This is a genomic window from Paenarthrobacter nitroguajacolicus, assembly GCF_029952445.1.
Lineage (GTDB): Bacteria > Actinomycetota > Actinomycetes > Actinomycetales > Micrococcaceae > Arthrobacter > Arthrobacter nitroguajacolicus_B.
The window spans coordinates 106,120-120,156 of sequence record NZ_JAQPPK010000001.1 but is presented as its reverse complement, the minus strand read 5'-3'; the positions used below and the strand labels follow the sequence as shown (position 1 = coordinate 120,156).

General features: G+C 63.8%; 14 protein-coding genes. 13 read left to right on the top strand and 1 reads right to left on the bottom strand.

The features are described from left to right. The first annotated feature begins 67 nt into the window (after positions 1–67). Positions 68–631 (top strand): elongation factor P, encoded by a 564-nt coding sequence (gene efp / locus PJL15_RS00620; protein ID WP_011774957.1) that lies wholly within the window; start codon positions 68–70, stop codon positions 629–631. Then, positions 631–1,041, top strand: a complete 411-nt coding sequence (nusB, locus tag PJL15_RS00615; protein ID WP_189017693.1) for a transcription antitermination factor NusB — start codon at positions 631–633, stop codon at positions 1,039–1,041. The genes efp and nusB overlap by 1 nt, the downstream gene beginning before the upstream one ends. Positions 1,042–1,127: 86 nt before the next feature. On the opposite strand, the gene PJL15_RS00610 is transcribed toward nusB, so the two are convergent. Then, positions 1,128–2,423 carry a PrsW family intramembrane metalloprotease gene (locus PJL15_RS00610; RefSeq protein ID WP_281449289.1) on the bottom strand — a complete coding sequence of 432 codons (1,296 nt, stop codon included), beginning with the start codon at positions 2,421–2,423 and terminating at the stop codon, positions 1,128–1,130. 110 nt (positions 2,424–2,533) lie between these two features. Here PJL15_RS00610 and pyrR point away from each other — a divergent pair, with 110 nt between their 5' ends. The 11 genes from pyrR to coaBC all read left to right on the top strand — a co-directional run bounded on the left by pyrR (position 2,534) and on the right by coaBC (position 14,031). Further along, the gene (pyrR, locus tag PJL15_RS00605) at positions 2,534–3,118 is read left to right on the top strand and encodes a bifunctional pyr operon transcriptional regulator/uracil phosphoribosyltransferase PyrR (protein ID WP_281449288.1); all 585 of its coding nucleotides are present in this window, start codon (positions 2,534–2,536) and stop codon (positions 3,116–3,118) included. Next, a complete protein-coding gene (locus PJL15_RS00600) occupies positions 3,115–4,143 on the top strand; it encodes an aspartate carbamoyltransferase catalytic subunit (protein ID WP_281449287.1) in 1,029 nt (342 codons plus the stop codon). Before pyrR ends, PJL15_RS00600 begins: the two co-directional genes overlap by 4 nt. After that, positions 4,143–5,468, top strand: coding sequence for a dihydroorotase (locus tag PJL15_RS00595; protein WP_281449286.1), 1,326 nt, complete (start codon positions 4,143–4,145; stop codon positions 5,466–5,468). Before PJL15_RS00600 ends, PJL15_RS00595 begins: the two co-directional genes overlap by 1 nt. Continuing rightward, positions 5,468–5,989: a hypothetical protein gene (locus PJL15_RS00590; RefSeq protein WP_281449285.1), complete on the top strand. Its 522-nt coding sequence runs from the start codon at positions 5,468–5,470 to the stop codon at positions 5,987–5,989. Before PJL15_RS00595 ends, PJL15_RS00590 begins: the two co-directional genes overlap by 1 nt. After that, positions 5,970–7,208, top strand: coding sequence for a glutamine-hydrolyzing carbamoyl-phosphate synthase small subunit (gene carA / locus PJL15_RS00585; protein WP_281449284.1), 1,239 nt, complete (start codon positions 5,970–5,972; stop codon positions 7,206–7,208). Before PJL15_RS00590 ends, carA begins: the two co-directional genes overlap by 20 nt. Continuing rightward, positions 7,208–10,516, top strand: a complete 3,309-nt coding sequence (gene carB, locus PJL15_RS00580; RefSeq protein WP_281449283.1) for a carbamoyl-phosphate synthase large subunit — start codon at positions 7,208–7,210, stop codon at positions 10,514–10,516. Before carA ends, carB begins: the two co-directional genes overlap by 1 nt. Continuing rightward, positions 10,509–11,381 carry an orotidine-5'-phosphate decarboxylase gene (gene pyrF / locus PJL15_RS00575; protein WP_281449282.1) on the top strand — a complete coding sequence of 291 codons (873 nt, stop codon included), beginning with the start codon at positions 10,509–10,511 and terminating at the stop codon, positions 11,379–11,381. Before carB ends, pyrF begins: the two co-directional genes overlap by 8 nt. A gap of 158 nt (positions 11,382–11,539) precedes the next feature. Further along, positions 11,540–11,866 (top strand): integration host factor, actinobacterial type, encoded by a 327-nt coding sequence (gene mihF, locus PJL15_RS00570; RefSeq protein WP_281449281.1) that lies wholly within the window; start codon positions 11,540–11,542, stop codon positions 11,864–11,866. Positions 11,867–11,887: 21 nt separating this feature from the next. Further along, positions 11,888–12,460 carry a guanylate kinase gene (gmk, locus tag PJL15_RS00565; protein WP_018777725.1) on the top strand — a complete coding sequence of 191 codons (573 nt, stop codon included), beginning with the start codon at positions 11,888–11,890 and terminating at the stop codon, positions 12,458–12,460. Positions 12,461–12,498: 38 nt separating this feature from the next. Beyond that, complete coding sequence (rpoZ, locus tag PJL15_RS00560; protein WP_017197559.1) at positions 12,499–12,759, top strand: DNA-directed RNA polymerase subunit omega; 261 nt, start codon at positions 12,499–12,501, stop codon at positions 12,757–12,759. A gap of 27 nt (positions 12,760–12,786) precedes the next feature. Then, a complete protein-coding gene (gene coaBC / locus PJL15_RS00555; RefSeq protein ID WP_281449280.1) occupies positions 12,787–14,031 on the top strand; it encodes a bifunctional phosphopantothenoylcysteine decarboxylase/phosphopantothenate--cysteine ligase CoaBC in 1,245 nt (414 codons plus the stop codon). Positions 14,032–14,037: the final 6 nt, after the last annotated feature.

The following is a 14,037-nucleotide window of genomic DNA, read 5'->3' as shown; positions in this document are numbered from 1 at the left end:
ATTGGCACGCCTGCTTGGCATAGATAGCTGGCAGCTGGAAACCAGTGCGATTAACCAGAGGATACGAGTGGCAACCACAAACGACATCAAGAACGGGACCGTACTGAAGCTCGAGGGCCAGCTCTGGAACATCATCGAGTTCCAGCACGTCAAGCCGGGCAAGGGCGGCGCCTTCGTCCGCACCAAAATGCGCAACGTCATGTCCGGCAAGGTGGTCGACAAGACCTTCAACGCCGGCCTGAAGATCGAAACCGCTACGGTTGACCGCCGCGACTACCAGTACCTGTACCAGGACGGCGAAGACTTCGTCTTCATGGACACCCAGGACTACGACCAGATCACCGTGTCCGGTGCGACCGTTGGCGACGCCACAAACTTCATGCTCGAAAACCAGATGGTGAACATCGCCATCCACGAGGGCACCCCGTTGTACATCGAGCTGCCCCCGAGCGTCGTGCTCGAAATCACCTACACGGAGCCTGGCCTGCAGGGCGACCGCTCCTCCGCCGGAACCAAGCCGGCTACGGTGGAGACCGGCTACGAGATCCAGGTACCCCTCTTCGTTGAGCAGGGCACCAAGGTCAAGGTCGACACCCGCGATGGCAGCTACCTGGGCCGGGTCAACGACTAGTGAGCGCACGCGGTAAAGCCCGTAGCAGGGCCTTGGAAGTACTTTTCGAAGCGGAGCAGCGCTCTGTTTCGGCCTTTGACGCGATGACAGCGCGTCGGGAGAAAACGGACCTCGTCATCAACCCCTACACGGTGGAAATCGTCGAAGGCGTTGTGTCCATGCAGTCAACGATTGATGAGTTCCTGGAGACCTATGCACAAGGCTGGACCTTGGAGCGCATGCCGTCCGTGGACCGCATCATTCTTCGCATCGGCGCCTGGGAACTTCTCTACAATGACGAAGTTCCGGACGGAGTGGCCGTGAGCGAAGCCGTGGCCCTTGCCAAGACGATGTCCACCGACGAGTCGCCGGCCTTCATCAACGGATTGCTTGGCCGTCTCCAAAAGCTCAAGCCGTCACTGCTGGCATAGCTGACAGGACACGATCCAAAAATGGACCCTTCGCCCCGGGAAACCGGGTGAAGGGTCCATTTTTATGTGCTCCAGCATCCCGGCAACTACTGCAGGACCGCAGTCCTCAGCGCAGGGATGGCGCGAAGATTTTCGAGCTCGTCGTGCTGGTGTGCGGGGACGTCGCGGCCGCTGAGGATCCGTTGGCGTGTGAAGGCCAAAGCCGTGGCTCCCTTGATGAAGGCTTTCATCTGCGGGCCGCGCCCCCTGGCTGCTGCCCAGCGAAGTGCTTGGCGCCGCCCCCTGGAGGTTGCCAGCATCTCCACCTCCGCTGGCGTGAACCAACCGGCGCGGGCATATTCAAGAAGCCGTTGCCGGGTCAGCTTGCCCTCGGCCAGGCGGAGCAGGATGATGCCAACGGCTGCGACCAGGAAAATGGGCACCTGGACCACGAAGTAGTCCACCAGGAAATCCTGGCCCATGCTGTTCCACCGGTTGTGCAGGAACATTGCCGGAAGCAATCCGATGAAGAAGGCCAGGACCGCATACCCCGGATGCCACTTCCGGGCAGCGAACCCCATGACCAGCCCCGTTGTTCCCGTGAACACTGCGTGGGCAAACGGCGACATGACGCCCCGAAGAATGAAGATGCGCACCAAGTCAGTGCCGGGGTCACTGGACGAGGCAATCTCGCGCCCGAAGTAGAGGATGTTCTCAGTGAAGGCGAACCCGGCGGCTATGGTGAAAGCGAAGACCACGCCATCCACTGGACCATCGAAGTACTTCCGGGCCGCCAGGATCAGGACCAGCAGGCCCAACGACTTGGTGAATTCCTCCACGATGGGGGCCTGGACCGTGGCCATGAAGTAGGAGAACGCTTCTTCGCTGTACGTGGGCGCTGCCAGTGCGAAGAGTGGCTGTATCAACAGCGTTCCGGCAATGGACACAGCGGCACCCCAGGTAAAGGCAAACCACAGCAGGCGTGGTGGCTCCGGCTCCCATCGGTCAATGATGCGTACCGTCAACAGGACCACGGACAGTGGGATCAGCGAGACCAGGAAACCGATAATGAATCCGGCGACGCCCGTATTGCCCAAAAGGAACGGGACCACCAACAACAGGCTCCCCAGTACCAGAACGGCCCCCACAAGCAGCAGGGGGAGCGTGCCCCAGCTGCGGCGCGGACGAGGCGCCGTTGGAACGGCCCAGGTTTGCCGGGGCAGCGACGCCGGGTTTCCGGGTGCCGCCTGGTAGTTGCCCGGCTGAACGCGGCCGATCCACGTTGGGTTGGCGCCGGGTTCCAGGTAGGGCCGCGGATAAGGGTGTCCGCCGTGCTGGCCGGGGTGGTTCATGCTCATGGGGAAGAGCCTATTCCACGCGGGGAAATGTGAGCTTAAACTCACCTCGCCCTCACAGTGCGGCACGGTGGGTGCAAACACCCTGTGATAGTTTTGAAGAGCAAATATTCCTTTTTTAATTCCGTCCCGTGAGGCGGGGAAAGGGGAGACGAGCGATGACTGAAGTCACTTCTGCGCACGTGCCGTCGCGGGTTGTCCTCAACCAGGCGGATATCGATCGTGCGCTTACTCGTATCGCCCACGAGATCCTCGAAGCCAACAAAGGCTCCCAGGATCTGGTCCTGTTGGGCATTCCCAGCCGCGGCTACCCACTGGCCGTGCGGCTCGCCAACAAGATCGCAGCGGCCGACCCCACGGTAAACGCCGGGGCCATTGTCGGCCAGCTGGACGTCACCATGTTCCGTGACGACCTCTCGCACCAGCCCACGCGCCCGCCGCACCACACCCGGCTTCCGCTGTCCGGCATCGACAATAAAGTCGTGGTACTCATTGACGATGTCCTCTATTCGGGACGCACCATCCGGGCGGCCTTGGATGCCCTGGTGGACTTGGGGCGTCCCCGCATCGTCCGCCTCGCCGTCCTGGTGGACAGGGGCCACCGCGAACTCCCCATCCGGGCAGACCACGTGGGCAAGAACCTTCCCACCTCCTCAGTGGAAAAGGTCCGGGTGCACCTCGAGGAAACGGATTCCATCGATGGCCGTCCCATCAACGAGGTAGTTATCGAGGCTGGTAAGTGAAGCATCTTCTTTCCACGGAAAACCTGGCGGCAACGGACGCCATCCGAATCCTGGACACCGCCGAGGAAATGTCCGCAGTAGGGGACCGCGAGGTCAAGAAGCTCCCCGCGCTTCGCGGCCGTACAGTAGTGAACCTCTTCTTCGAGGACTCCACACGCACCCGGATCTCCTTCGAAGCCGCAGCCAAGCGACTGTCCGCCGATGTCATCAATTTCGCGGCCAAGGGATCCTCGGTGTCCAAGGGTGAAAGCCTCAAGGACACTGCCCAGACCCTGGCAGCCATGGGGGCGGACGCCGTTGTCATCCGCCACTGGGCCTCCGGCGCGCCGCACCGCCTCGCCGCCACGGACTGGATCGACGCAGCCGTCATCAATGCCGGGGACGGTACGCATGAGCACCCCACCCAGGCGCTCCTGGACGCCTTCACCATGCGCCGGCACTGGTCCAGGCTCAGCGGCGTGGCATCCACCGGAGCAGACCTCAAGGGCATGCGCGTCGCCATCGCAGGTGATGTCCTGCACTCCCGCGTGGCCCGCTCCAACGTGTGGCTGCTGAAGACCCTTGGCGCAGAGGTCACGTTGGTGGCGCCACCGACCTTGCTGCCCATCGGCGTCGAGCACTGGCCCTGCAAGGTGAGCTACAACCTGGACGAAACGCTGGCAGGCGGCATCGACGCCATGATGATGCTGCGCGTCCAGGGTGAGCGCATGAACGCCTCCTTCTTCCCGTCCACCCGTGAGTACTCGCGGCGATGGGGCTTCGACGACGCCCGGCTTCGGGCCTTGGACGAACTGGGCATGAAAGAGACCATCATCATGCACCCCGGGCCCATGAACCGCGGCCTGGAGATCTCTTCGGCGGCCGCGGATTCACCACGCTCCACGGTTCTTGCCCAGGTGCGGAACGGCGTTTCCGTTCGCATGGCCGCCCTTTACCTGCTGCTGTCCGGCGATTCCCGCGAAGCAGCCCCAATCAACACAGCCACACCGGCTTTCGCGAGCCCGTCCAGCAAGGAGAGCAACTGATGGCCGAGAACACTTACCTGATCCGCGGGGCCGCCATCCTCGGCGGCGAAGTCCAGGACCTGCTGATCCGCGACGGCGTCATCGCCGCCCTGGGAACGGACCTCGCCGATGAAGGCGCCACCGTCATCGAGGGCAAGGGCCTGATCGCCCTGCCGGGCATGGTGGACGTCCACACACACCTCCGCGAGCCTGGACGCGAGGACGCCGAGACAGTCGAGACCGGTACCCGCGCCGCCGCGCTTGGTGGCTTCACTGCCGTCCACGCCATGGCCAACAGCAACCCTGTCGCGGACACCGCCGGCGTCGTCGAGCAGGTCCACAGCCTGGGCCGCGCGTCCGGTTGGGTGGATGTTCGTCCGGTCGGCGCGGTTACCGTTGGATTGGCCGGTGAGCAGCTCGCCGAGCTCGGTGCCATGGCCGACTCCCGTGCCCAAGTGCGGATGTTCTCCGACGACGGCATCTGCGTCCACGATCCGGTACTGATGCGACGCGCGCTTGAGTACGTCAAAGCGTTCGACGGCGTGGTTGCCCAGCACGCGCAGGAACCCCGCCTTACCGCAGGGGCCCAGATGAACGAAGGCACAGTCTCCGCAGTTCTGGGATTGACCGGTTGGCCGGCTGTCGCCGAGGAAAGCATCATTGCCCGGGATGTCCTGCTTACCCAGCACGTCGGATCACGGCTGCACGTCTGCCACGTTTCCACCGCCGGTTCCGTCGAGATCGTGCGCTGGGCGAAAGCCCGCGGAATCAACGTCACTGCCGAAGTGACCCCGCACCACCTTCTGCTGACGGACGAGCTGGTCCGCAGCTACGATCCCGTGTACAAGGTCAACCCGCCCCTGCGTACCGACGCAGACGTGCAGGCCCTGCGTGAAGGCCTGGCTGACGGCACCATCGACGTCGTCGGAACCGACCACGCCCCGCACCCCAGCGAGCATAAGGAATGCGAGTGGGCGCAAGCGGCCATGGGCATGACCGGTCTTGAAACCGCGCTCTCGGTGGTCCAGGAAACCATGATCGAAACCGGCCTCATGACCTGGGCCGACTTCGCCAGGGTCACCTCCTTCACTCCCGCAGTCATCGGCCGCGTGGCTGACCAGGGCCGTCCACTGGAGGTTGGCGAGCCCGCCAACGTCATCCTGGTGGACCCCGCTGCGCGTTGGACGGTCGACCCCCATAAAATGGCAACCATGGGCCGCAATTCACCATTCAAGGGCAAGGAGCTGCCCGGATCCGTGGTGGCCACCTTCTTCAAGGGCCACCCCACGGTCCTCGAAGGCCGGCTCAACACGCCGTACAAGCATCCGGCAGTCAGCAGCAACTGATGAACAACCAAACTCTTACCGTGCTCATCACGGTGCCGTTGATCGTCGTCGTACTGGCGTTGATCTGGTTGGGGTGGCGGAACCGTCTCAGGCGACAATCCGACGTCGAACGTCTTCCCGCGGTGCCCGAACAGCTCACGCCGGCCAGCGTCGTCGCCGATGGCCAGTACGTAACCACCACGACGGCGGGGGACTGGCTCGACCGCATCGCGGTCCAGGGCCTGGGCATCCGGACCAATGCGGAATTGAGCATCCACGCTGAAGGCGTGCTGTTCGACCGCAACGGTGCCGCCCCCGTCTTCATCCCGCGCCGGGCCCTGGTGGAGAGCCGGGAAGCCAACGGCATGGCCGGAAAGTTCGTCGAAAAGGACGGACTCCTGGTCATCAGCTGGAGACTTGGCACCCGGGAACTCGACACCGGATTCCGGTCCCGACACTCAGCAGACAAGAAGCTCCTCCTCGAAGCCCTCCAGGAATTGATCTCCGCAGCCCCTCAGGCAGATGCCGATAGTGGAAAGTAATAAAGTGACGGAAAGTAACGCAGCCACCAAAACCACCCCCTCAACAGCAGTGCTGGTGCTCGAAGACGGCCGGATGTTCCGCGGCCGCAGCTACGGCGCCCAGGGAACCGCACTCGGTGAGGCCGTCTTCGCCACCGGCATGACCGGCTACCAGGAGACCATCACCGACCCCTCCTACGCCCGCCAGCTGGTCGTCCAGACCGCCCCGCACATCGGCAACACGGGCGTCAACAGCGAAGACGCTGAATCCCGCCGCATCTGGGTGGCCGGGTACATCGTGCGCGACGCCGCCCGCCGTCCCTCAAACTGGCGCTCCGAACGCAGCCTCGACGAGGAACTGCTCGATCAGGGAGTCGTGGGCATCCAGGGCGTCGACACCCGCGCCATCACCCGCCACCTCCGCGAGCACAAGACCATGCGCGCGGGCATCTTCTCCGGTGAGGCCGCACAGGCATCGGACAAGGAACTGCTGGACGCTGTCCTGGCCAGCGCGCCCATGGAGGGCGCGGCTCTGGCCGAGGAAGTCTCCATCGACGAGGCCTATGTCGTGGAACCGAAGGACCACGGCTGGGACGGCGAACCACGCTTCTCCATCGCCGCCGTCGACCTCGGCATCAAGGCCATGACTCCTGTGCGTTTCGCTGAGCGCGGCGTGCGCGTCCACGTCCTGCCTGCCACCTCCTCCCTTGAGGACGTCAACGCGGTCAAGCCGGATGGCTTCTTTATGTCCAACGGCCCTGGCGACCCCGCCACTGCAGACCACCAGGTTTCCCTGCTGCGTTCAGTGCTCGATGAGAAGCTGCCCTACTTCGGCATCTGCTTCGGCAACCAGATCCTGGGCCGCGCACTGGGCTTTGGCACGTACAAGCTCCGCTACGGCCACCGCGGTATCAACCAGCCCGTCATGGACCGCCGCACAGGGAAGGTGGAAATCACCTCCCAGAACCACGGCTTCGCCGTGGACGCGCCGTTGAACGGCTCCACCGTGGCTCCCGAGGAGCGCTACGGCCGGGTTGAGGTCAGCCACGTCTCCTTGAATGACGACGTCGTTGAAGGCCTCGCCTGCCTCGACATCCCCGCCTTCTCGGTCCAGTACCACCCCGAGGCTGCTGCCGGCCCGCACGACGCCGCGTACCTCTTCGACCGCTTCATCGACCTCATGGCCGATGCCAAAGCCGCCACCGACTCCAACGATTCCAAGACTGAGGACAAGAAGTAATGCCCAAGCGTACAGATCTCAAGAGCGTCCTTGTCATCGGTTCCGGTCCCATCGTCATTGGCCAGGCGGCCGAGTTCGACTACTCCGGCACCCAGGCCCTCCGGGTCCTGAAGGAGGAGGGCCTGCGCGTCATCCTGGTGAACTCCAACCCGGCCACCATCATGACGGACCCCGAATTCGCCGATGCCACCTACGTTGAGCCCATCACCCCCGAGGTGGTGGAGAAGATCATCGCCAAGGAGCGCCCGGATGCCATCCTGCCTACCCTCGGTGGCCAGACGGCTTTGAACACCGCCATTGCCCTCGACAAGAACGGCGTCCTGGAGAAGTACAACGTCGAACTCATCGGTGCCAACATCGCGGCCATCGAACTTGGCGAAGACCGTGAGAAGTTCAAGGGCGTCGTGGAGCGTTGTGGCGCTGAATCGGCACGCAGCCACATCATCCACACCATGGACGAGGCCTTCAAGGCCGCTGAGGACCTTGGCTACCCGATGGTTGTCCGTCCCTCCTTCACCATGGGCGGCCTCGGCTCCGGCCTGGCGTACAACGAGGACGATCTCCGCCGCATCGTGGGACAGGGCCTGCAGTACAGCCCCACCACTGAGGTCCTGCTTGAAGAGAGCATCCTCGGGTGGAAGGAATACGAACTTGAGATGATGCGCGACAAGAACGACAACGTCGTTGTTGTCTGCTCCATCGAGAACTTCGATCCCGTGGGTGTGCACACCGGCGACTCCATCACGGTTGCTCCTGCGCTGACCCTCACGGACCGTGAATACCAGAAGCTGCGCGACGTCTCCATCGCGGTCATCCGCGAAGTCGGCGTCGACACCGGTGGCTGCAACATCCAGTTCGCCATCGACCCCGCCACCGGCCGCGTGGTGGTCATCGAGATGAACCCGCGCGTGTCCCGTTCCTCGGCGCTTGCGTCCAAGGCAACCGGCTTCGCCATCGCCAAGATCGCAACCAAGCTCTCCCTTGGCTACACCTTGGACGAGATCCCGAACGACATCACCCAGAAAACTCCGGCATCCTTCGAGCCGACCCTCGACTACGTTGTGGTCAAGGTTCCGCGCTTCGCTTTCGAGAAGTTCCCTGCTGCGGACAACACGCTGACTACCACCATGAAGTCGGTGGGCGAAGCCATGGCCATGGGCCGCAACTTCACCGAAGCCCTGCAGAAGGCCCTGCGCTCCCTGGAGCAAAAGGGTTCACAGCTGGACTTCAGCTCCGTGCCTGAGTACGAAGTGGCCGAGCTTATCGAGAAGGCAAAACGACCCACCACGGATCGCTTGTACCAGGTGCAGCGCGCCCTCCTGGGCGGCGCCACCGTGGAGGACCTCTTTGAGGCCACCAAGATCGACCCGTGGTTCCTGGACCAGCTGCAGCTGCTCAACGAGACCGCCCAGGAGATCCGCAAGGCCGGTGTCCTCACGGAGGAAATGCTTCGCAACGGCAAGCGCCACGGTTTCTCTGATGAGCAGATCGGTGCCCTCACGCACAACAACGAGGCCGTCGTCCGCGGGGTCCGCCAGGCCCTGGGCATCCGCCCGGTCTACAAGACGGTGGACACCTGCGCAGCCGAGTTCGCCGCGTACACGCCCTACCACTACTCCTCCTATGACGAGGAAGACGAGGTAGGCCTGCATGCAAAGCCGTCGGTGATCATCCTCGGCTCCGGGCCCAACCGCATCGGACAGGGCATCGAGTTCGACTACTCCTGCGTCCACGCCTCCATGGCACTGCGCAAGGCCGGGTATGAGACCGTCATGGTCAACTGCAACCCCGAGACCGTCTCCACGGACTACGACGTTTCCACCCGCCTGTACTTCGAGCCGCTGACCCTTGAGGACGTCCTCGAGGTCATCGCCGCGGAGGAGCGCACCGGTGGCGTCATGGGTGTCTTCGTGCAGCTCGGTGGCCAGACGCCTCTGAAGCTGGCGCAGCAGCTTGCCGACGCCGGCGTGCCCATCCTGGGTACCTCCCCGGAAGCGATCGACCTCGCCGAGCACCGCGGCGCTTTTGCCCGCGTCCTCGACGAAGCCGGTCTGACGTCTCCGAAGAACGGCACTGCGGTCTCGTTCGAGGACGCCAAGAAGATTGCCGACGAAATCGGCTACCCCGTCCTCGTCCGCCCGTCGTATGTCCTTGGCGGACGTGGCATGGAGATCGTCTACGACGAAGCCAACCTTTCGCGCTACATCGCCAACGCCACTGAAATCACCCAGGACCACCCGGTGCTGATCGACCGCTTCCTCGAGGACGCCGTCGAAATCGATGTCGACGCACTCTTTGACGGCACTGACATGTACCTCGGCGGCATCATGGAGCACATCGAAGAGGCCGGTATCCACTCCGGCGACTCCGCCTGCGTCCTGCCTCCGATCACGCTGGGCAACAACGTGATCGAGCGCGTCCGGACCGCAACCCGCGCCATCGCTGAGGGCGTGGGCGTCCGTGGCCTGATCAACATCCAGTTCGCGCTGGCTTCCGATGTCCTTTATGTCCTGGAAGCCAACCCCCGCGCCTCGCGGACGGTTCCGTTCGTCTCCAAGGCGACGGGCGTGCAGATGGCAAAGGCCGCCGCGCTCATCGGTACCGGCGTCACCATCAACCAGCTCCGAAGCGCCTACAAGATGCTTCCGGAGGCCGGCGACGGTTCCACGCTGCCTTTGGATGCACCGGTTGCCGTGAAGGAAGCCGTCCTGCCGTTCAGCCGCTTCCGCACCCCGGAGGGCAAGGTCGTCGACTCGCTGCTTGGCCCGGAAATGCGCTCCACCGGCGAAGTCATGGGCATCGACAAACACTTCGACACCGCCTTTGCCAAGAGCCAGGCAGCTGCCAACAACGCCTTGCCCACCGAGGGGAAGATCTTCGTCTCCGTGGCCAACCGCGACAAGCGTTCGGTGATCATGGGTGTGAAGCGGCTCTCCGACCTCGGCTTCGAGATCGTTTCCACTGGCGGCACTGCCGACGTCCTGCGCCGCAATGGCATCCAGGCGACTCCGGTCCGCAAGGTAGCCGAGGGCAGCAGTGCCGAAGGCGAAGGGACCATCGCGGACCTGGTCATTGCCGGCGAGATCGACATGGTCTTCAACACACCCTCCGGCGGCGAGGCCCGCAGCGACGGATACGAACTCCGTGCAGCCGCAACGTCGATCGGGATTCCCTGCATCACCACGGTGGCCGAGTTCAACGCTGCCGTCCAGGCCATCGAGGCCCTCCGCACGTACGAGTGGTCGGTCACCAGCCTGCAGGAGCACGCAGCCAACCTGGCAGCGGCAACGGAAGCAGCCAATGCCTGAGTCTGCCGCGACGCGGCAAACGCAGCAGCCGGTCCGGGAGTCCTTTGGCTCCCGGCTGGCTGCGGCCATGGTGGAACGCGGTCCGCTGTGCGTCGGGATCGATCCCCACCCCGGGTTGTTGGCTGATTGGGGATTGAACGACGACGCCGCCGGCCTGGAACGTTTCTCCCTCACGGTGGTGGAGGCGGTGGGTTCCCTCGCTGCCGCGGTCAAGCCGCAGGTGGCGCTGTACGAACGCCACGGATCCGCCGGCATGGCTGTGCTGGAGCGGACGTTGGCCGCTTCCGCCGAGGCGGGCGTGCTCAGTATTGCGGATGCGAAGCGCGGCGATATTGGCTCCACGATGGCTGCCTACGCGGATGCGTGGTTGCGCGATGGATCCTCGCTGGCCGCCGACTCGGTGACCTTGAGCCCCTACCTGGGATTCGAGTCACTGCGTCCGGCCTTGGATCTTGCCGCCCACTACGGCCGGGGCGTGTTTGTCCTTGCCCTGACTTCGAACCCTGAAGGCAAGTCCGTTCAGCACGTCGGCGGCGATGACTCCGTTGCGCGCAGGATCGTTGCCGCGGCCGCGGCCGAGAACCAGCGCTACGACGGTGCCCTGGGATCAGTCGGCTTGGTGGTGGGAGCCACGATCGGCTCGGCACTGAAGGACCTGGACATCGAACTTGGCCCGGTCCGGGGAGCCATCCTTGCGCCGGGCCTTGGTGCCCAAGGGGCTACGCCGGCCGACCTCCGTGCGACGTTCGGCGGTGCCTACCCGCAGGTCCTCGCGACCTCCAGTCGGGGTATCCTGGCGGCCGGTCCTTCCGTCGCGGCCTTGCGCGCTGCAGCTGAGGAGACACTGGCAGGACTCCGTTCCTAAGAGCAACGCGGGGTCACTTATGGCCCATGTTGGCGCTTCCAAACGGCCATATGTGACCCCGCGTTGGTTCAACTCATTGCGCAACTGCGCCCCTGCCGGTAGGTTCAGGATCAGTCGCGTGATCTGCATCACAAACTCGATCTGACAGGGGTTCGGCAGTGGGCCTTAAAGAGCTGACACCGCAAGAACGTGCCGATGCGTTGGAGAAGGCTGCGAAGGCCCGCGCCGTGCGGGCTGCGGCCAAGGAGCGGCTCAAGCGTGGAGAAGTGACCATCGCGGAGTTGATCTCGTCGGGCGCTACTGATGACGCAATTGCGCGCATGCGGGTGGTGGAGTTGTTGGAAGCTTTGCCGGGTATCGGCCCTGTCCGGGCAGCCGGGATCATGGCGGATATCGGTATCGCCGGATCCCGGCGCATCAGGGGCCTGGGAATCCACCAGGCCCAGGCGCTGGTAGATTTTATGGATACTCAACAAAGCGTTTGACGCATCTCCCCGAAGGAATCCGTGAGCAAGAATCCTGGACTGACCGTCCTTGCAGGCCCCACTGCCGTTGGCAAGGGAACCGTATCCACCTACATCAGGGACAACTATCCAGAGGTTTGGCTTTCGGTTTCGGCCACCACCAGGGCGGCCCGTCCGGGTGAAAAGGATGGTGTGCACTACTTCTTCAAGTCTGCCGAAGAGTTCGATGCCCTGGTGGCAGACGGCGAATTGCTGGAGTGGGCCGTGGTTCACGGCCAGAACCGCTACGGCACGCTCCGCAGCACGGTCAATGCTGCGATTGCCGAGGGTAAGTCCGTGCTCCTGGAAATCGATCTTCAGGGCGCGCGGCAGGTCAAGGCAGCTGTCCCGGACGCAAATTTCGTCTTCCTGGCCCCGCCCAGCTGGGACGAAATGGTGCGCCGCTTGGTTGGCCGTGGCACCGAAACTGCCGAGGAACAGCAGCGCAGGCTGGAAACCGCTAAACTGGAACTTGCTGCTGAACCGGAGTTTGACCACACCGTCATTAATGACGACGTTCGCCGGGCAGCGGACGAGCTTGTTTCACTCATGGGGCTTACCCCGCACGGGCGCTAAAACGCCTGTTTGTTGGCCCGCTAGAATTTGGAGAATTCGTGTCCACGAACCTTGAAGGCATCATCAACCCGCCGATCGATTCGCTGCTTGAGGCTGCCGATTCCAAGTACGGCCTGGTGATCTTCGGCGCCAAGCGTGCCCGCCAGATCAACGCTTACTACGCCCAGCTGCACGAGGGCCTGTTCGAGTACGTCGGTCCGTTGGTTGACACCAAGCTGAACGAGAAGTCGCTCTCGATCGCCCTCCGCGAGATCAACGAAGGCCTCCTGGTCTCCACGCCGATCGAGCCCGCAGAATAAAGCAGACTGCCTGTTGACGGAGGTCACGTGCGCATAGTCCTCGGAGTCGGGGGAGGGATTGCAGCCTACAAGGTTGCATCGCTCCTCCGGCTTTTTACTGAAGCCGGCCATCAGGTGACGGTCATTCCCACAGAGGCAGCAACCCGGTTTGTCGGTGTTGCCACGTGGGAGGCGCTCTCCGGCAATCCGGTGAGCAACAGCGTCTTCGACGACGTCGACAAGGTCAACCATGTCCGTTTGGGCCATCAGGCCGACCTGATCGTCATTGCTCCCGCCACTGCTGATCTCCTGGCCAAGGCCGCCACTGGACAGGCGAACGACCTTCTCACCAACACCCTGCTGATGGCCCATGGGCCCGTGCTTTTCGCGCCCGCGATGCACACCGAAATGTGGCAGCACGCAGCAACCCAGGCCAACGTCGAAACGTTGCGCGGCCGTGGCGTTACGGTGTTGGAGCCAGCTTCAGGCCGCCTCACCGGAGCCGACTCGGGTCCGGGACGCCTGCCTGAACCGGAGGCAATCTTTGCAGCGGCCATTGCCCTCGCCGGCGTGGAAACCTTGCCGGCTACGAGCCAGGCGGGTCCGCTTGCCGGCCGTGTCGTGACCATTTCCGCCGGAGGTACCAGGGAAGCCCTGGACCCCGTCCGGTTCCTCGGAAACCGGTCTTCCGGCAAACAGGGTGCGGCGTTGGCCGCAGCAGCCCTGGCCGCCGGCGCAACTGTCCGCTTCCTGGCCGCGCATATGGACGTCGAGCCGCCCGCCGGCGTCGAGCTTGTCCGCGTCGAGTCTGCCTTGGAACTGCGCCAGGCGGCGCTGGAAGCGGCGGCCGATTCCGACGTCGTCATCATGGCAGCTGCCGTGGCGGACTTTCGTCCGGCAGAGGTTTCGGACACCAAGATCAAAAAGGTCGACGGCGAGGACGCACCGTTGGTGCGGCTGGTCCGGAATCCTGACATCCTCCATGAGCTGGTCGAGCGGCGGAATGCCGAGGGCGGCCAGCAGCTGATTGTCGGATTTGCGGCAGAAACCGGGGACGCCCAGGGCGATGTCCTGGAGCACGCAACGGCCAAGCTCAAACGCAAGGGCTGCGATCTTCTTGTCGTCAACCAGGTGGGTGTTGGCCGGGTCTTCGGGCAGGACGACAACTCGGTGGTTATCCTGTCCGGGCACGGGGCTGAACCGCAGTCAGCCGCCGGGTCCAAGGCGGATGTTGCCGCCGCGGTGGTCGATCGTGTGGGCGCAGAGCTCGCGAGGGTTTTTCCCGCCACGTGACTGAGG